Raw genomic sequence first — 18,363 nt, forward strand, 5'->3', positions numbered from 1 at the left:
GCGAAAAAGAGCTTGCAAACATACATGCCCGTCTGTAAAGTTCGCGCCTTCGTGCTTTCCCCGCGTCTGCTCCTGGCGACGCATTCCCGGTTTGGTCCGGCGCTGGCACGAGAAAGTTATCGTCCCTGGCCTGTCTTTTTCTCCCGCCTGTTTGGTCAAGCGTGGTTGATCGGTTAGTGCCGATAGAACGTCGGGATTTCGCCCGACCAACCCGCTCCTTCCGCACTGCTCGTCGCAGCGCGGCGGGTAGCCATTGTGTGGAAAAAATACATGGAATTCTCAGAACTCGGTCTTAACGAATCCCTTCTTGGCGCAATCGTCGAGGCCGGTTACCCCAATCCCACCGCCGTGCAGGAAAAGGCCGTCCCCGCCGCTCTGGCTGGTCGTGACCTGATGGTGTCCTCGCAGACCGGTTCGGGCAAGACCGCCGCCTTCATGTGGCCGGCGCTGAACCGCCTGACGCAGGACTCGGCCGTCAAGGCCCGCGGCCCGCGCATCCTGGTGCTGACGCCGACGCGCGAACTGGCCATTCAGGTCACCGACGCCTGCCGCAAGTATGGCCGTGGCCTGCGCTACGCCAAGGCAGTCAGCGTGGTCGGTGGTACCTCCTACGTGATGCAGAACAAGCTGCTGGCCCAGCCCTATGAAGTGCTGGTCGCCACGCCGGGTCGTCTGATCGACCAGATGGACAGCGGCCGCATCGATTTCGGCCGTCTGGAAATGCTGGTGCTCGACGAAGCCGACCGCATGCTGGACATGGGTTTCATCGAGGACATCGAAGCCATCGTCGACCGCCTGCCGCAGAGCCGTCAGACCCTGCTGTTCTCGGCCACCTTCGAGCCGCGCGTCTGCCGTCTGGCCGAGCGCCTGACCAAGGACGCACAGCGCATCGAAATCCAGGCAACCGCCGCCCAGCACGAGAACATTGAACAGCGTCTGCTTTTCGCCGACGGCATGGGCCACAAGCAGCGCCTGCTCGACCACCTGCTGCGTGACGAGGGCGTCGAACAAGCCATCGTGTTCACCGCCACCAAGCGCGACGCCGACCAGATCGCCGAGCAGCTCGGCGAGAACGGCTTCCTGGCTGCGGCACTGCACGGTGACATGCACCAGGGCGAACGCAATCGCACGCTGGGTCACCTGCGCCGCGGCGCGCTGCGCGTGCTGGTCGCCACCGACGTTGCCGCCCGCGGCATCGACGTGGCCGGCATCAGCCACGTAATCAACTTCGATCTGCCGAAGTCGGCGGAAGACTATGTGCACCGCATCGGCCGTACCGGTCGTGCCGGCCGCAGCGGCATCGCGGTCAGCCTGGCTTCCGGCGACGACGTGCGTCGCGTCAAGACCATCGAACGCTTCATCCGTCACACCATCCCGGTGCACACCATTCCGGGTCTGGAGCCGCGTGTGCAGCCGCGTACGTCCGCTCCGCGCGGCCCGCGCACTGGCACCGGTCGTCCGGGCAGCTGGGGCAACAAGCCGGGCAACGGCCCGCGTCGTCCGGGTGGCGGTGCGCCGCGCAGCGAGGGCGGCTGGCGTGGCAACAGTTCCGGCCGCAGCGACCGCGCGCGTCGAGCGGACTGATCGCTGACGCAGGCTGAAGCACAGAGGGTCGACCAGACCCCAGAGGGGCACCGGGCAATCGGTGCCCCTTTCGTTTTTTCCATGTTTGTCGATTCGCTGTCGCGCGGGTGTAGAATCCGCGCCTTTTTCCGGGCCGACGAGGCCGGCGAAGGATGAAGCCGATGAGTGCTGAAGACCACGCCCGCACGCCGCTGGTTGGCGTCGTGATGGGATCGAACTCCGACTGGGACACCATGCGCGCCGCCTGCGCCATGCTGGAACAGTTCGGCGTGCCGTTCGAGGCGCGCGTCGTGTCGGCGCACCGTACGCCGGACCTGCTGTTCTCCTACGCCGAGGAGGCACGCAGTCGCGGCCTGCGCGCCATCATCGCCGGTGCCGGTGGTGCTGCCCATCTGCCGGGCATGCTGGCGGCCAAGACCACGGTGCCGGTACTCGGCGTGCCGGTGCAGTCGCGGGCGCTCAACGGCATGGATTCGCTGCTGTCCATCGTGCAGATGCCCAAGGGCATTCCGGTCGCGACCTTCGCCATCGGCGAGGCCGGTGCAGCCAACGCCGGACTGTTTGCGGTGGCCTTGCTGGCGGGCGAAGATGCATCGCTTGCGCAGGCGCTCGAGGACTTCCGTGCCCGGCAGGCGCAGACCGTGCTGGACATGAAGCTCGAAGGCTGACGGCCGTCGCGGCGGCTTCCGTCCGCTGCATCCATTTTCAGGTTTTAATCCGCGTTCATCCGCCACATCCGCATCCGTCCGCGGTCACGAGAAGTTGAGCCGGATCTTTCGGAGCCATTGCAGATGATTCTTCCTCCCGCAACCCTCGGCATGCTCGGCGGCGGTCAGCTCGGCCGCTTCTTCGTGCTGGCTGCGCACGAAATGGGCTATCGCGTCGTCGTGCTCGACCCGGACCGCAACAGCCCGGCTGGCAAGGCGGCCGACGAGCACCTGTGCGCCGCCTACGACGACATGCAGGCGCTGGAGCGCCTGGCGCAGACCTGCGCTGCGGTGACCACCGAGTTCGAGAACGTGCCGGCGGACACGCTGGATCACCTGTCCAAATTCATCCCCACCCGCCCGAACGCCGCGTGCGTCGCGGTGGCGCAGAACCGCATCGCGGAGAAGACCTTCCTGTCCGACCGTGGCTTTTCAGTGGGGCCGTTTGCCGCGATCCGCAGCGTGGCGGACATCGAGGCGGCCGATCCGTCGCTGTTTCCGGCCGTGTTGAAAGTGGCTCGCTTCGGTTACGACGGCAAGGGGCAGGCGAGGGTGGCCAATGTCGCCGAAGCGAAGGCGGCGTTCGAGAGCTTCAATCGCGAAGCCTGCGTGCTGGAGAAGATGCTGGCGCTCGAACTGGAAGTGTCGGTGGTGCTGGCCCGCGACGCAGCCGGCCGTGTCGCACCGTTTCCGGTGGCCGAGAACAGCCACAGCAACGGCATTCTCGACGTGACCATCGCGCCGGCGCGCATCAGCGGCGCACTGGCGGCCGAGGCGACCGAAATGGCGTCCGGTATCGCCGCCGAACTGGGCTACGTCGGTGTGCTCGGTGTCGAGTTCTTCATCGCCGGCGGCCGTCTGATGGTCAATGAAATGGCGCCGCGGCCGCACAACAGCGGCCATTACACGATCGATGCCTGCGTCACCAACCAGTTCGAACAACAGGTGCGCATCCTGTGTGGCCTGCCGCTGGGCGACGCACGCCAGCATTCGCGCGCGGTGATGGTGAATCTGCTCGGCGACCTGTGGTACCAGCAGGACGCTCATCACGCCCATGAGCCGGACTGGTCGCGCCTGTTGCGCCACCCCGGTCTGAAGCTGCATCTCTACCAGAAGCATCACGCACGCCCCGGCCGCAAGATGGGCCACTTCACCGTGCTCGGCGAGAGCGGCGATCCGGTCATCGACACCGCGATGAACGCGCGCGGCGCCATCGGCATCGCCGGCTGACCCGATGAGCGCGTCGGATGCCGACATCGCTCACGCCGCGCGCCGGCTGCGCGCCGGCGAACTGGTCGCGCTGCCGACAGAAACCGTCTACGGGCTGGGTGCCGACGCGATGAACCCGGCGGCGGTGCGCCGCATATTCGAGGCAAAGGGTCGCCCCGCCGACCATCCGCTCATCGTGCATCTGCCGGACGCCGAACAGATGACCGTCTGGGCGCGCGACATTCCACGCGAGGCGATCGCGCTGGCGAAGGTTTTCTGGCCAGGACCGCTGACCCTCATCCTGAAGCGGGAGGAAGACGTACCGCTCGAGGTGACCGGCGGTCAGGACACGGTGGGGCTGCGCGTGCCGGGGCATCCGGTCGCGCTGAAGCTGCTGCGCGCCTTCGGCGGCGGCGTCGCTGCACCATCGGCCAACCGCTTCGGTCGCATCAGCCCGACCACGGCGCAACATGTGCGCGATGAGTTCGGTGACTCGGTCACCGTGCTCGACGGCGGAGCGTGTGAGGTCGGCATCGAATCGACCATACTCGACCTGTCCGGAGACACCCCGCGCATCCTCAGGCCGGGCGCCATCAGCGCCGGTCAGATTGCTGCCGTGATCGGTCGCGTGCCGGCAGGCAAGGGCGATCAGAATTCACCGCGGGTGTCCGGTGCGCTGGCTGCGCATTACGCGCCGCGCAGCGCGATGCGCAAGATCGCGCCGGCCCGGCTGCGCGATTTCCTGAATGCCTTGCGCCACAGCGGTCGCCATTGTGCGGTGATTGCACACAGTCAGCCGCCGCTGTCCGACTGCCCGCATCGCTGGTTCATGCTGCCGGCCGAACCGGCCGGTTACGCGCGGGGTCTCTATGCCGCGATGCGCGAGGCGGATGCGGTCGGAGGTTCGATGATCGTGATCGAAGCCATTCCGGAAACGCCTGAGTGGGCCGCGGTGAACGACCGCCTCGGACGCGCGCTCGCCGGCGCCGGCATCACGCCACAGTAAAGCGGGTCAGCTCCCACACGATCCAGTCCTCACGCAGCAGCGGATGGCGGCTGCGCAGCTTGGGCATGTACTGGCCGCGCCACTCGCGCTTCACCCAGCGTTTCACCTCGGGTACGAACCACAGGTGTTCGACGCGTTCCGACTGCGTGCGGAAGAAATCCGGATGTTCGAACTTGATCAGCCGACGTACGCGCAAGGCTTCGAATTCACCCGCCGGCACGGTCACGCGTTCGTAGCCGAGCGTGTCGATCTGCACGTGCCAGCGGCGCGGCCGCTCCTTCGGATCGGTGCTCACCATCGACTGCCACGCCTCGCGCACGCCGGGTTCCAGCAGCGCCGGAAGCACCGGTAGCGGCGCGTCGTAACGGTTGTCGCGGTCATAGATGGTGTCACGGCTGACCACCCAGGGCGCCGCGTACTCCTCGAACTGGCCGCTGCGCAGACTGCTCAGCGGCTTGCCATCGACTTCCACGCGCAGACGCGGCGGGTCCGCCTGCTCGACGACGTAGCGGATCCCGGCTTGCCGCTCGCGGTTGTAGCCATTCAGTTCTTCGTACACCCACTCGTCGCCGATGGCGAGCTGCGCCGCCATGTGCTCGGCCTGCTCGTACTGCCGCGCCGTCGCGCAGCCGGCCAGCCAGAGCGGCGACGCCACCAGCAGCGCGCCCGCTGCGCTGCCGCCGATGAAGCGCCTGCGATCCATTCCGTCGATCTCTTTTTTCATCGTGTCTGAAGTCCGTACCGGTGATGATGCTGCGACCGTGTGATTCTGTTCGATGTTCCTTCACAACCGGCATCCGAGGCCCTATAATCCGCAGCCGTTGGGGGGGTAGCTCAGCTGGGAGAGCGTCGCGTTCGCAATGCGAAGGTCGGGAGTTCGATCCTCCTCCTCTCCACCACCGGACGCAGCCCGAAAAAGCCGATTGCTTCGCAGTCGGCTTTTTCTTTTTCCGCGCTGCGTTGACGCGCGCCGGCCGGCCTCGCACACTCGCGCTTCATCGATATTGCATGATGCGCACGTGAATCCGTCATCGCGGTCTGTCGGTCACGGCCTCCGGCAGACAGGGGGCCGGCCTGGATGAAGCACACCGTTCTCGTCGTCGACGACCATGAAATGACCCGTGTCGGGTTGCGTGCCTGTGCACAGGCGACAGGACTGGGCGACGTCGACTGGCTCGATGCCGGCACGCTGAGCGGCGCGCTGGCCGCTTTCGCGGCGCATCGTCCCGATCTGGTCCTGCTCGATCTGAAGCTGCCCGACAGCCTGGGCCTGCAGGGGCTGAGACGCTTTCTGGCCGAGGCGCCCGAGGCACGTGTGGCCATCTTCTCGGCGACCGAGGACCCGGTCGTCGTCGAGCAGGCGCTGGCCCTGGGCGCGCTCGGTTATGTGCCGAAAAGCGCCCGCTCGGCGGACATCCTCGACATGGTGCTCACGCTGCTGCGAGGCGGTGCCTTGCCACACGCGTGCCGTGAGCCGAATGCGGACTATGGCGTGACACCGGGCACCGAGTCGCTTAATCCGACGCAGTTGCGCGTGCTTGAGCTGGTACTCGCCGGCCACAGCAACCAGCAGATCGCCGACGCTCTCGGGCTGGCGCTCGGTACGGTCAAGAATTCGGTGTCGTCCGTCATGCTCAAGCTCGACGCACAGTCCCGTCTGCATCTGATCAGCCTGTTCCGCTGATGCCGCGGCAGGCGACCGCATCGGTGGGCGCGGACGCACTGTCCTCGCCCGAGGTCGAGGCGCGCATCCTGCGCGAACAGGTCGATTCGATGATGCGCACCAGCCGCAGTGCGGCGATCGGCGCCTTCTTCATCGGGCTCGGTTTCTGGATGTTCGCCTGGTATCAGACCGGGCATCGCGGCGCGCTGCTGTGGGCGGTTCTGCTGCACGGGTGTCAGCTGTGGCGTTACGTCGGTTACCAGCGCTACCTGCGCGCGCCGGAGGCGGCGCGTGACCCACGGCAGGCCGGCATCGACTACAGCAATGCGCTGGTCGTCAATGCGACGATCTGGGGACTGGCGCCGTGGATGTTCCTGCCCGACGACGACCCCCTGGTGAGTGCGCTGATGATGCTGGTCATCCTCGGCATGAGCACGGGCTCGATCGCCTCGCTCGCGCCGCACCGGCGCGCGCTGCTGAGCTTTCCGATTCCCGCCATCCTCGGCCTGTCGAGCCGCATGCTGTGGCAGGGCGATACGGCGCACCTGTTCATGGGGGCGGCCGCGCTGATCTATCTGTACGTGAATCTTGCCTTCGGGCTGCAGCAGCACCGCCTGCTGACCGAGGCACTGCGCAGCCGCTACGAGAAGGAGGCGCTGGCGCGACGGCTGCGCGAGCAGATCGATATTGCCGAGCGTGCAAGCGCCGAGCGCACGCGCTTCTTTGCTGCTGCCAGCCACGACCTGCGGCAGCCGCTGCACTCGCTCGGGCTGTTCGGCAGCGCGCTGGCGGCACGGCTGCGCGGTGGACCGGAGGAAGCGCTGGCCCGCAACCTGATGTCCTGCGTGACCGCGCTCGAATCCTCGTTCAACGAAATGCTCGACGTGTCGCGACTGGATGCTGGCGTGGTGCAGGCACGCATTCGCCCGGTGGCGCTGGCCGACGTGTTCCGCGCGCTCGACCGCAGCTTTGCCGCTGAGGCAGAGGGGCGCGGCCTCTCGTTGCGGCTGCGCGCGCGCGGTCACTGGGTGCGTACCGACCCGCAACTGCTCGAACGCCTGCTCGGCAATCTGGTGCACAACGCGCTGAAGTTCACCGCACGCGGGGGCGTCGTGGTCGGCGCCCGGCGGCGCGGCGGACAGGTGTCGATCGAGGTGTGGGACAGCGGGCGTGGCATCGAGGCGGCCGAGTTGCCGCGCGTGTTCGAAGAGTTCTATCAGGTCGGCAACCGCGAACGCGATCGTGCGCAAGGGCTGGGCATGGGGCTTGCCATCGTTCGCCGGCTGGCGGCGCTGCTGCAGCTGCAGGTCGAGGTCGATTCGCGGCCAGACCGTGGCACCGTGTTCCGGGTGCGGGCACCCGGAGCTCTGCCGGTGGCGGAATCCGCACCCCCGCAACAGACGCCACCGCGTCCATGGCCGGTGCTGCAGTCGGCCCGCGTACTGGTGATCGACGACGAGGAGGCTGTCCGTGCCTCGACTGCGGCGGTACTGCGCACCGCCGGCGTCGAGGTTCACCTGGCGGACGGTGCGGCGACGGCGACCGACATCGCCTGCCGGCTGGAAGCGGAGGAGGGGGCGCGCATCGATGTCGTCGTGTGCGACTTCCGTCTGCGCAACGACGAGGACGGCGTTTCCGTCGTCGCCGGCCTGCATGCGGCACTCCGGCGCGCGGTGCCGGCGGTGCTGATCACCGGTGACACCGCGCCCGATCGCGTGCAACAGGCGCGGTACAGCGGCCTGCCCGTGCTCTACAAGCCGGTGCCGGCCGAACTGCTGCTGCACACGCTGGGCGATCTGCTCGATACCGCCAGGCCGGTGCGCGAGGTTATGCATCCGGACGCGAGCGGCCTATGATGTGCGCAGTGGGTGCTGCCGGGGGAAGTCCCTTTTCATGGCAGCACGGCGGATCGAATCAGGGGGTTACAGTGAAGATTGCGTACGACGCTCAGGAGACCGTGACTGCAGACGTGCCGAAGCGTCTGGTCAGCATCCTTGCCGACGGCGGTGAACGCCTGCTCAAGCTGCAGGCCGAGTCGGTCAGTTCCGCGCTGACCACCCAGATGCGAGCCATCGAGCCGCCGCAGACGGTCGCCGAAGCGATGTCTGCGCTGTGGCAGCTGCCGCAGCTTTACGGTGCGCTGCTCGAAGAGATGGCCGAGCACGCGCGGCAGTCCTATCACATCATGTCGCAGGTGCAGAACGAGCTGGTCGACCTGGCTTGCGATTCGGTGGTGCAGCAGGCGCCGGTGCTGACCGAGGCATTGAGCAGCGGCAACGTGCTGTTTGCTGACCGGCGTCACCGCTCGGTGGTGATCAACTTTCCCGACCGCCGCGGCATGATTGCGCGCAGCCGCTCGCAGAGCGCCTGACTGCGGCGCCGAGCGGCGCAGTTCGGTACCTTCCGGCGGTTGTTGGCGGCGTCGTTGCACGGCATTCGCCGGGAATCGCCGCGCCGCGGTAAAATCTCGACCCTTTCGCACGGGCGGCCTGTCCGACGCCGTGCGGCCCGCTATTTCCGCACCTTCCGGTTCCCCAACACGATGAGTACATTGACGCACCTGCAACGGCTGGAAGCCGAGAGCATCCACATCATGCGCGAAGTGGTGGCCGAGGCCGAAAACCCGGTCATGCTCTATTCGGTCGGCAAGGACAGCGCCGTCATGCTGCACCTCGCCGCCAAGGCCTTCTATCCGTCGGTCCCGCCCTTTCCGCTGCTGCACGTCGACACCACCTGGAAGTTCAAGGCGATGTACGAGTTTCGCGACGCAATGGCGCGCAAGCTCGGCATGGACCTGCTGGTGCACATCAATCCGGACGCCAAGGCACGCAACATCAACCCGTTCGACCACGGTTCGGCGCTGCATACCGACATGTGGAAGACCGAGGGCCTGAAGCAGGCGCTGGACAAGTACAAGTTCGACGCCGCTTTCGGCGGCGCCCGTCGCGACGAGGAAAAGTCGCGCGCCAAGGAGCGCATCTTCTCCTTCCGCACCGCGCAGCACCGCTGGGACCCGAAGAGCCAGCGCCCGGAGCTGTGGAAGCTGTACAACGCGCGCAAGCATCCGGGTGAATCGATCCGCGTGTTCCCGATCTCGAACTGGACCGAACTGGACATCTGGCAGTACATCCACCTCGAGAACATTCCCATCGTCCCGCTGTACTTCGCGGCCGAACGGCCGGTGGTCGAGCGCGACGGCACGCTCATCATGGTCGACGACGAGCGCATGCCGCTGCGTCCGGGCGAGACGCCGCAGATGAAGAGCGTGCGCTTCCGCACGCTGGGCTGCTATCCGCTGACCGGCGCGGTCGAATCGACCGCTGCCACGCTGACCGACATCATCCAGGAAATGCTGCTGACCACGACGTCGGAGCGCCAGGGCCGCGTGATCGACCACGATTCCTCCGGTTCGATGGAAAAGAAGAAGCAAGAGGGTTATTTCTAAATGGCACACGTTTCCGACCTCATTTCGCAGGACATCGAGGCCTACCTGCGCCAGCACGAGCACAAGAGCCTGCTGCGCTTCATCACCTGCGGCAGTGTCGACGACGGCAAGAGCACGCTGATCGGGCGCCTGCTGTACGAATCGAAAATGCTGTTCGAGGACCAGCTGGCCGCGCTCGAAGCCGACTCGAAGAAGGTGGGCACACAGGGCGGCGACCTCGACTTCGCGCTGCTGGTCGACGGCCTGGCCGCGGAGCGCGAACAGGGCATCACGATCGACGTCGCCTACCGCTTCTTCTCGACCGACCGGCGCAAGTTCATCGTCGCCGACACGCCGGGCCACGAGCAGTACACGCGTAACATGGTCACCGGCGCCTCGACCGCCGATCTAGCCATCATCCTGGTCGACGCCCGTCACGGCGTGCAGACGCAGACCCGCCGCCACAGCTTCCTGGTGTCGCTGATCGGCATCAAGCGCGTCGTCGTCGCCATCAACAAGATGGACTTGGTCGGTTACTCGAAGGACGTGTACGAGCGCATCGAGAAGGACTACCGGGATTTCGCTGCGCAGATCGGCCTCTCCGACATCCTGTGCATCCCGATGTCCGCGCTGAAGGGCGACAACATCATCGAGAAGAGCGCTGCCACGCCGTGGTACGCCGGTCCGGCGCTGATGGACCACCTGGAAACCGTGCAGATCGAGGACGACCTGCAGGCGCGCCCGTTCCGTCTGCCGGTGCAGTGGGTCAATCGCCCCAATCTCGACTTCCGCGGTTTCTCCGGCCAGATTGCCTCCGGCATCGTTCGCCCGGGCGACCGCGTGCGCGTGCAGCCGTCCGGCCGCGACACCACGGTCGAGCGCATCGTGCTGTCGACGCACGATCTGAGCGAAGCGGTGGCTGGCCAGTCGGTCACCGTTACCTTCGCCGACGAGATCGACTGTTCGCGCGGCGACGTGATCGTCGCCGCTGATACGCCGGCACTGATCGGCGACAGCTTCGACGCCACGCTGGTGTGGATGAGCGATGAAGCCATGGCCACCGGTCGCAGCTATCTGATGAAGTGCGGCACCCGTACGGTCGGCGCCACCGTCAATGCGATCGAATACCGTGTGAACGTGAATACGATGGAGCGCTCCGCCACCGCCGCGCTTGCACTGAACGAGATCGGCCGCGTGTCGCTGCTCACGGACCGACTGCTTGCCTTCGATCCGTACGAGTCGGTGCGTGATACCGGCAGCTTCATCCTGATCGATCGCCTGACCAACAACACGGTCGGCGCCGGCCTGCTGCATGGCGCTCGCAGCCGACCGCGCGACCTGAGCTGGACGCGCCTGGAAACCGGTCGCGCTGCACGCGCTGCACTGAAGCAGCAGTCGCCGCTGCTGCTGTGGGCGGGTGAAGGCATCGCCGCCGACAAGCTTGAACAGAAACTCATGTCGCTCGGCCGCCACACCATCACGCTGCCGGCTGCCACCGCAGATCTGCCGCGCATCGCCGGCATCCTGCTCGATGCCGGTCTGGTGGTGGTGATCGACGCCGACTCGGCGCAGCCGGACAGCCTGGTCACCGCGCTGCCGTCTGGCGAGCACGTCGAACTGAAGATCGACGCCGGCGCCGCGCAGGCCGCGCTGGACGCCAGCGGCCAGCGTCTCGTGCTGGCTGCAGGCGCGGCGGAAGAAGTGGTCGAACAGATCGTCGAAACCCTGCGCCGCGCCGGACGTCTGAGTTGAGCGACAGGCCGGACGCGCGCTGCGCGCCCGGCCATCCCTCCCACCGACGCCGGAGCCGCGATGAGCGCCCAACCTCCCGCAGACGAGGACGCGGTCCGCGCCGCGTCGATCGAGAAGTACCGCAGGCGTGCCGCCGGCTATGACGCCACCTGCGGACCGACCTGGCCGATCCGCGAACGCGCGATCGCACTGCTCGGCCTGCAAGCCGGTCAGTCGGTGCTCGACGTCGGCTGCGGCACCGGGCTCAGCCTGCCGTTGCTGCGGGCTGCCGTCGGCGATACCGGGCGGGTCCATGGCTTCGACCAGAGCCCGGACATGCTGGCGCAGGCGCGCCGCCGCGTAGCCGAAGCCGGCTGGGACAACGTCGACCTGTTCGAAACCGCGGCGCAGGACCTGCAGTTGCCGGACCGGGTCGATGCGCTGCTGTTCCACTACACCCACGACATCCTGCGCTCGCATAGCGCGATCGACAGCCTGCTGGCCTGCGCGCGACCGGGCGCCGTGGTGGCAATCGCCGGCATCAAGTATTTCCCGCGCTGGCTGGCGCCGCTCAACCTCTGGGTTTATCTGAAGAACCACGGCTACAACGGCGCGCCGGGCGAGCTGCGTGCGCCGTGGGATCGCATCGCACCGCGCCTGGTCGATTGGTCGATCACGATCACGCAGTACGGCATGGGCTATCTGGCCCGCGGCCGCGTGCCGGAATGACCGACAGACGCGCGTCGGGCCCGCAGCAGGCCATCGTCGCGCTGGCCGCGCTGCTGCTCGGCAACGCGCTGCTCAGCGCCAACAATCTGTGGCCCACGCCCTTCATCGTGCCGGATCACCGGCTGTCGCCGGAGTTCGTCGGCCTGTGGCTGGCACTGATGGTGGTGGTTGCCCGCTATGGCCGCCTGCCGGCTCGCGCACTTACGGTCTTTACTGCGCTGTTCCTGCTGTTCGCGCTCGGTCGCTATGCCGACGTGACCGTGCCCGGCCTGTTTGGCCGGCCGGTCAATCTGTTCTGGGATGGCCAGCAGATTCCACGCTTTCTCTGGGTGACGGCGCAGGGCCTGCCCTGGTGGGTGAGCGTCGGTGCGCTGGCAGCGATTTCGCTGCTCAGCTGGGCACTGTGGCGCGGCGCGCGTGCGCTGGTCGGGCAGATCGCGCACCGGGCGGTTCCGTATGCGCTGCGTCACCGCTGGTCGCGCGTCGCGACCGCGCTGGCGATGCTGCTGGTGGCCGCCAATCTGGCCGGCGTCGAGGCAACCTGGCCGGTGGTGTCGCGACCGATCACGCCGACCTACTGGCGCCAGGCCACGCTGCTCGCGACGCTGATGTCGCCGGAGGCGGTGGCGCGCGCGCTGCCGCAGGTGCCGGCGCTGGACGACGCGCTGGCGCAGCCGCCGGGCCGCGCGCTGAGCGCACTGCGCGGCCGCGACGTCTATCTGATGCCGCTCGAGTCCTACGGCGCCGTGGTCTACGACAATGCGCAGGCGGTGCGTCTGCTGCAGCCGGCGCGCGACCGTCTGACGCAGGACCTGGCTGCCGGCGGCTGGCAGGTGGTGTCGGCTTTCATGCGCTCGCCCACCTTCGGTGGCGCGTCCGATCTCGCACAGCTCGGCATGCTGTCCGGCCTGGATCTGCGTGACCCGCGGCGACACGACCTGCTGGTCACGACCGAGCGACCGACGCTGATCACCCTGTTCCGGCGCAACGGCTACCGCACGTACGGCTTCTATCCGGCGCTGTTCTGGGAGTGGCCGGAACGCGTCTTCTACGGTTACGACGTGTTCATCGACGGCCGCGACCTGCGATACCCGGGCCCCGAAATGGGCTACTGGAAGATTCCTGACCAGTATTCGGCCGAGCGCTTCGAACAGCTGCATCCTCGTGGGCCCGGCGAGCCGCCGCGCTTCGTATTCTTCCCGACCATCACCAGCCATCTGCCGTTCTCGCCGGTGCCGCCCTTCCAGCCCGACATCGACCGCCTGCTCGGCGACACGCCCTTCGATCCGGTCGATGCGGCACGCGCGCTGGCGAAGAAGCCAGACTGGCTGAACATGTTCCCGGACTATATCGGAACCATCGAGTACACCTACCGCTGGCTGGGCGACCACCTCCGACGGGCGCCACCGCGCGACACGCTCTACGTGCTGGCCGGCGATCACCAGCCGGTGGCCGGCGTCAGCGGCGAAGGCGCGTCGTGGGACGTGCCGGTGCACATCGTATCGCGCGACCCCGAACTGCTCGCGCGCTTCGTCGCCCAGGGCTTCCAGCCGGGGCTGGCGCCGCCGCGCGTGGCCATCGGCGGTCTGCACGACCTGACGACCGTGCTGCTGCGCGCGTCCGGCGATCTGCCGATCGCGCAGCTCGGCCCCGCGTCGCAGTCTTCGGCGCGCTGACCGCTCAGGCGACGTCGAGCGCGGCCGGCGTCAGATCCACCGCCTCGTCGCGATAGGGCGCGCGCCAGCCGAGCAGGTCACTGGCCGTTTCCGCCCGTGCGCGCAGTTCGGCCGCGTCGGCGCCGTCCAGATGGACGATGCCGTAGCGGTGGCTGCCGGTCCATTTCAGGTCGCGCCGCAGCGCCCGGCCGCGGCGGCCGAAAGCGAACAGCAGGCCGTCCGGAAAGGCCTCGGCGAAGCGCGCTCGCCGCGCCGTGTCGGGCATCGGCGGCACGGTGGCCGTGTCGAAGGCGCGATAGACCAGGCTGGCCGCGACACGGGCACGTGGCGTCTCACGACGCAGCAGGCGCGGGTCCTCGCCGTGCGCCAGTGCGAGCGACCAGGCGTGGGCGTCGATGCCGTGCACGCGCAGGTAGAGGTCGGAAAACTGCGACGCCAGACGCGGATTGCACTCGATCACGGTAAGCCGGTCGCGCGCATCGTCGTAGAAAAACTCCAGGTTGAAGAAACCGTGGTCGTAGCCGATCGCGCCAAGGAAGCGGCGTGCCACGTCGAGCGCGCGGGCCTGTACCGACGCCGGCAGCCGGCTGGGCAGTTCCCAGCGCATGAAGGCCTGGGTGCCCGGGTGCATGATGGCATCGACCACGCCCAGCGCATACACCTGTCCGTCGAACACCCAGCCGTCGAGATTGAACTGCGGCGTCGCCGGATCGATCGGCTCCTCCAGCAGCATGCGGTGCGCGCTGCCGGCCGCGGGCAGACGCGCGCGGCAGACGCGGTCGAAAGGTTCGATCAAACGTCGGATGATCCAGCGCTCGGCCACGTCGAAGCGGGTGTGCGCCTGCAGCGCCTCGCGGCTGCCGACTTCGCGCGCCAGCACGGAAAAGGCCGCCTTGATCGGCTTCGCGTAGACCGGGTAGGCAAAGCCGGCCGGCAGCCCTGCCGGCACGTCGTCGCCACACGCCATGTCCAGCGCGGCGAAACGCAGGCAGGCCTCTGGCGCGACGGCTTGCAGCACGCGCCGCGCGTGCAGCTTGTGCTGCGCCGCCAGAATGGCTTCGGGCGGCGCGCAGGGCAGGTCCAGCCTTTCTGCGACCAGCGCGGCTGCCAGCGCACCGAAGGCCTCCTGGTGCGACAGCACTGCCGACCAGCCGTGCCGTCGTCCGCGCGCCGCGGTGCGCCCGGCGAAGCGTTCGAGGTCGAAACCGATCAACCGCAGACTGGACGGGAACGAAAACAGATCGAAGCCCGCGTGGTCGAAGTCGTGGCCCGCGCCTGAGCGCGCGAAGCCGATGCGATCCCAGTCGTAGGCGAACAGCAGGCCGGCGCGCGGTCTGGAGGGCACGTATCATCCTTGGCGAGTGGCCGGTCGCGCCGGCGGGATCCACCGCGGGCAATCGGCCGCCCGCGCAGTGCACAGAATACGAGGGGAATGGACCATGGTGCGCACGCCGCGTTTCATCCAGCTGCAGCCGGTCGACGACGCGGGGCAGATGCCGGCGCTGTGGGGCGGTCTGCAGGCGCCGGTGGCGCGGGTGTCGCCGAAGTATTTCTACGACGCACTGGGTTCGCGGCTGTTCGAGGCGATCACCGAACTGGACGAGTACTACCCGACGCGCACCGAGGCCGCCATCTTCGACGCCCACGCCGCCGACATGGCAGCGCGGCTGCGCGCGCACGCGGGCCCGGCGCACGATCTGATCGACCTCGGTGCCGGCAGCTGTGCCAAGGCGGCGAAGCTGTTTCCGCTGTTCGCGCCGCGCCGCTACGTCGCGGTCGACATTTCGGTCGACTTCCTGAAGCACTCGCTCGAGTGCCTGCAGCGCGCCCATCCGGACATGGACATGGTGGGTGTCGGCCTCGACTTCTCCGCCGCCCTCGCACTGCCAGCCGCGGTGTACGACGGGCCGGCGCTGGTGTTCTACCCTGGCTCCAGCATCGGCAACTTTGCGCCGGACGAGGCGCTGCGCCTGCTGCGCGAAGCGCGCACGGTGGCCCGCGGCGGCGCGCTGCTGATCGGCGTCGATCTGGTCAAGGACAAGGCCGTGCTCGACGCCGCCTACGACGACGCGCTCGGGGTGACCGCCGCATTCAACCTGAATGTGCTGCGCCATCTGAACCGCATCGCCGGCACCGATTTCCGCATCGCCGACTGGCGCCACGTCGCCTTCTTCGATCCTGCGCGTTCGCGCATCGAAATGCACCTGGAGGCGCGCCAGTCGCTCACCGTGCACTGGTCGGGCGGCGAGCGCCGTTTTGCCGCCGGCGAGCGCATCCTCACCGAACACTCATGGAAATGGACGCGCGAGCGCTTCGATGCGCTGCTGCGCGAAGCCGGTTTCCGCGACGTGAGCGGCTGGACCGACGCGCACGACGGGTTCGGCGTGTTCCTCGCGTGCGCCTGAGGCGTGCCGTGTCAGCGGGTCGCGCAGCTGCGGAAGCCGGCCGGCACGTCGTCGCGCTCGGGCCGGAAGAAGTTGCGGTAGCGCGGGTCGCGCATGCGCGGCTGCGTCATGAAGGAGGCGCCGCGCAGCACGCGGCGGTCACCGAACCACGGCGCCGAATAGTCGCGATAGGGATGCGGCGCGAAGCCGGGGTAGGGCAGGAAGTCGCTGGCCGTCCATTCCCATACGGCGCCCCAGCGGAAGCGATCCGGCGCGCTCAGTGCAGCACACTCCCACTCCGCTTCGGTCGGCAGCCGGCGGCCGGCCCAGCGGCACCACGCTTCGGCTTCGTAGGCGCTCAGGTGGCAGGCCGCGGTGTCCGCGTCCAGCACCTGCCAGCGACCGTAAGTGCAGCGCTCCCAGTCGCTGCCGGTGCGTCTCAGGTAGCGCGGCTGCGTGCGCCCCTGCGCCGTGCGCCAGCGCCAGCCGTCGGCGCTCCACCAGCGCGGGTCGTCGTAGCCGCCGGCATCGACGAAGGGCAGGTAGTCGCGCCAGCTCACCGCGGCGCTGTCGATGTCCAGCGCCGGCACGCTCACCGTGTGCGCGCACAGTTCGTTGTCGAAGGCGAAGCCGTCTCCGCTGCTGCCGAGCAGGTGGCGGGCCGCGGGCAGCGACAGCGTGTCGCGTGCGCCGGCCGCTGTCGGCTGCCAGCGCGGGTCGTCCACCGCGATGTCGAGCTGCTGAGCCATGTACAGCGCGGCTTCGTGGTGCATGTCCTCGTGCAGCAACGACAGGCGGAAGAAGTAGAGCGCGTCGTCGCTGTCGTCGGGCACGCCGGCCAGCAGCGAAAGGACACCGTCCAGTTGCCGGGCGAGATCGTCCAGCGTCGCGTCGGCGTCCGGCAGCGGCAGGGTGGGGCGGCTCGCGTGGGGCACGCGGCTGGAGTCGTACAGCGCGTCGGCGTTCGCCCGCAGCGGCGGCGTGCGCGGGACGTCAGGGTCGGCACGCACGCCCTTCAGATAAAGCGGATTGCGCAGCGTCCACCACGCCTGGAAACATCCGATGTGGCCCAGCTCCCACAGCGGCGGATTCAGCGTTTCGTGAACCGGGATGCGCAGTGTCGGGCAGGCGCGCCGATAGTCGGCGAAACGGGCCAGCGTGTCATCGCGGCTCGCGCGCAGCGCTGCCGCGAGAGTCGTGCGGTCTCCGCGACGGGCGCTTGCCGATTGATCTGAGGCCTCCATCGAACACACGTCCATGTCCCGTCCATCCATCGTCATCGTCACGCCGGCGCTGGCCGACGCCAACAACGGCAACTGGCGCACTGCACGTCGCTGGGCAGCCATGCTGCGGCCGCGTTTTGACGTGCGGCTGGTGTCCGACTGGCAGGGCGGCGACGAGGCGTTGATGATCGCACTGCACGCCCGCCGTTCCGCCGCAGCCGCCACTGCGTGGCGGAAGGCACACCCGTCGCGTCCGCTGCTGCTCGCGCTGACCGGCACCGATCTGTACCGCGACATCGACTGCGACGCCTCGGCCCGGCATTCACTGGCCATTGCCGATCGCCTGATCACGCTGAACACGCTCGGTGCGCGTGCGCTGCCGCCGGCGCTGCGCGCACGCTGCAGCGTGCTGCTGCAATCGACGCCGGTGCGCGCACGCGTTGCACCGCCGACGCGCCATCTGCGCGCGCTGATGATAGGCCACCTGCGCATCGAGAAGGCGCCGGACACGCTGTTCGACGCGGTGCGCCGGCTGCGCACGCGCACCGATATCCGCATCGACCACATCGGCGGGGCGCTGGATCCCGCGCTGGGCGAGCAGGCGCGCACGCTGATGCACGAATGCCCGCACTATCGCTGGCTGGGCGGGCTGACGCACGGCGACACGCTGCGCCGGCTGGCGCGCGCCAGCGTGCTGGTGCATCCGAGCCGCATGGAGGGCGGCGCGCACACGGTGATCGAGGCAGTGCGCTGCGGCGTGCCGGTAATCGCGTCGCGCATCGACGGCAACGTCGGCCTGCTCGGCGAGGACTATGACGGCTTATTCGAGGTGGACGACGCGGCGGCGCTGGCCGCCTGCATCGCCCGCGCACGCGACGACGCCGGCTGGCTGGCCCGGCTCGACCGGCAGTGCGCCGCGCGCGCGCCGCTGTTCGCACCCGAACGAGAGCGTACGGCACTGGTCGCGTTGGTCGACGGATGTCTGGCATCCTTCGGCCCGCGACACGGCGTCGCGACCGCATGACAA

At 68.2% G+C, this 18,363-nt stretch carries 16 protein-coding genes and 1 tRNA gene; 14 read left to right on the top strand and 3 right to left on the bottom strand.

Annotated features, from left to right (window positions below; all coding sequences use genetic code 11):
- Positions 1–270 precede the first annotated feature (270 nt).
- From WDZ97_RS04395 to WDZ97_RS04410, 4 genes are all read left to right on the top strand, one after another.
- Entirely contained in the window at positions 271–1,584 is a 1,314-nt protein-coding gene (locus WDZ97_RS04395; protein ID WP_019918114.1) for a DEAD/DEAH box helicase, read from the top strand.
- A 161-nt stretch (positions 1,585–1,745) separates the two neighbouring features.
- Positions 1,746–2,252, top strand: coding sequence for a 5-(carboxyamino)imidazole ribonucleotide mutase (purE, locus tag WDZ97_RS04400; RefSeq protein WP_020164837.1), 507 nt, complete (start codon positions 1,746–1,748; stop codon positions 2,250–2,252).
- Positions 2,253–2,375: 123 nt separating this feature from the next.
- The gene (locus tag WDZ97_RS04405) at positions 2,376–3,521 is read left to right on the top strand and encodes a 5-(carboxyamino)imidazole ribonucleotide synthase (RefSeq protein WP_304001152.1); all 1,146 of its coding nucleotides are present in this window, start codon (positions 2,376–2,378) and stop codon (positions 3,519–3,521) included.
- 4 nt (positions 3,522–3,525) lie between these two features.
- Positions 3,526–4,506, top strand: coding sequence for an L-threonylcarbamoyladenylate synthase (locus WDZ97_RS04410; protein ID WP_425761898.1), 981 nt, complete (start codon positions 3,526–3,528; stop codon positions 4,504–4,506).
- On the opposite strand, the gene WDZ97_RS04415 is transcribed toward WDZ97_RS04410, so the two are convergent.
- Positions 4,493–5,209 (bottom strand): DUF3108 domain-containing protein, encoded by a 717-nt coding sequence (locus WDZ97_RS04415; RefSeq protein WP_425761899.1) that lies wholly within the window; start codon positions 5,207–5,209, stop codon positions 4,493–4,495. The two genes, WDZ97_RS04410 and WDZ97_RS04415, sit on opposite strands and share 14 nt — an antisense overlap.
- Before the next feature lie 120 nt (positions 5,210–5,329).
- On the opposite strand from WDZ97_RS04415, the gene WDZ97_RS04420 reads away from it, so the two are divergent.
- The 8 genes from WDZ97_RS04420 to WDZ97_RS04455 all read left to right on the top strand — a co-directional run bounded on the left by WDZ97_RS04420 (position 5,330) and on the right by WDZ97_RS04455 (position 13,729).
- A tRNA-Ala gene (locus tag WDZ97_RS04420) sits at positions 5,330–5,405 on the top strand.
- A gap of 179 nt (positions 5,406–5,584) precedes the next feature.
- Complete coding sequence (locus tag WDZ97_RS04425; RefSeq protein WP_425761900.1) at positions 5,585–6,190, top strand: response regulator transcription factor; 606 nt, start codon at positions 5,585–5,587, stop codon at positions 6,188–6,190.
- A gap of 23 nt (positions 6,191–6,213) precedes the next feature.
- Positions 6,214–8,025 (top strand): ATP-binding protein, encoded by a 1,812-nt coding sequence (locus WDZ97_RS04430; protein ID WP_425761901.1) that lies wholly within the window; start codon positions 6,214–6,216, stop codon positions 8,023–8,025.
- Between the two features lie 101 nt (positions 8,026–8,126).
- Positions 8,127–8,540 (top strand): phasin family protein, encoded by a 414-nt coding sequence (locus WDZ97_RS04435; protein ID WP_425761902.1) that lies wholly within the window; start codon positions 8,127–8,129, stop codon positions 8,538–8,540.
- A gap of 171 nt (positions 8,541–8,711) precedes the next feature.
- Complete coding sequence (cysD, locus tag WDZ97_RS04440) at positions 8,712–9,614, top strand: sulfate adenylyltransferase subunit CysD (RefSeq protein WP_304001173.1); 903 nt, start codon at positions 8,712–8,714, stop codon at positions 9,612–9,614.
- Positions 9,615–11,345, top strand: a complete 1,731-nt coding sequence (gene cysN / locus WDZ97_RS04445; RefSeq protein ID WP_425761903.1) for a sulfate adenylyltransferase subunit CysN — start codon at positions 9,615–9,617, stop codon at positions 11,343–11,345.
- A gap of 60 nt (positions 11,346–11,405) precedes the next feature.
- Positions 11,406–12,053, top strand: coding sequence for a class I SAM-dependent methyltransferase (locus WDZ97_RS04450; RefSeq protein WP_425761904.1), 648 nt, complete (start codon positions 11,406–11,408; stop codon positions 12,051–12,053).
- Complete coding sequence (locus tag WDZ97_RS04455; RefSeq protein WP_425761905.1) at positions 12,050–13,729, top strand: sulfatase-like hydrolase/transferase; 1,680 nt, start codon at positions 12,050–12,052, stop codon at positions 13,727–13,729. Before WDZ97_RS04450 ends, WDZ97_RS04455 begins: the two co-directional genes overlap by 4 nt.
- Positions 13,730–13,733: 4 nt before the next feature.
- On the opposite strand, the gene WDZ97_RS04460 is transcribed toward WDZ97_RS04455, so the two are convergent.
- On the bottom strand, positions 13,734–15,074 hold the full coding sequence (locus WDZ97_RS04460; RefSeq protein WP_425761906.1) for an ATP-grasp domain-containing protein: 1,341 nt from the start codon (positions 15,072–15,074) through the stop codon (positions 13,734–13,736).
- A 94-nt stretch (positions 15,075–15,168) separates the two neighbouring features.
- Between WDZ97_RS04460 and egtD the strand changes: the two genes are divergently transcribed.
- Positions 15,169–16,134: an L-histidine N(alpha)-methyltransferase gene (gene egtD / locus WDZ97_RS04465; RefSeq protein ID WP_425761907.1), complete on the top strand. Its 966-nt coding sequence runs from the start codon at positions 15,169–15,171 to the stop codon at positions 16,132–16,134.
- Between the two features lie 11 nt (positions 16,135–16,145).
- Here egtD and senA read toward each other — a convergent pair whose 3' ends face one another.
- On the bottom strand, positions 16,146–17,357 hold the full coding sequence (senA, locus tag WDZ97_RS04470) for a selenoneine synthase SenA (RefSeq protein WP_425761908.1): 1,212 nt from the start codon (positions 17,355–17,357) through the stop codon (positions 16,146–16,148).
- A gap of 13 nt (positions 17,358–17,370) precedes the next feature.
- On the opposite strand from senA, the gene senB reads away from it, so the two are divergent.
- Positions 17,371–18,360, top strand: a complete 990-nt coding sequence (gene senB / locus WDZ97_RS04475) for a selenoneine biosynthesis selenosugar synthase SenB (protein ID WP_425761909.1) — start codon at positions 17,371–17,373, stop codon at positions 18,358–18,360.
- Positions 18,361–18,363 lie beyond the last annotated feature (3 nt).

It is taken from the genome of Methyloversatilis sp. MC4-4 (assembly GCF_049843555.1).
GTDB lineage: Bacteria > Pseudomonadota > Gammaproteobacteria > Burkholderiales > Rhodocyclaceae > Methyloversatilis > Methyloversatilis discipulorum_B.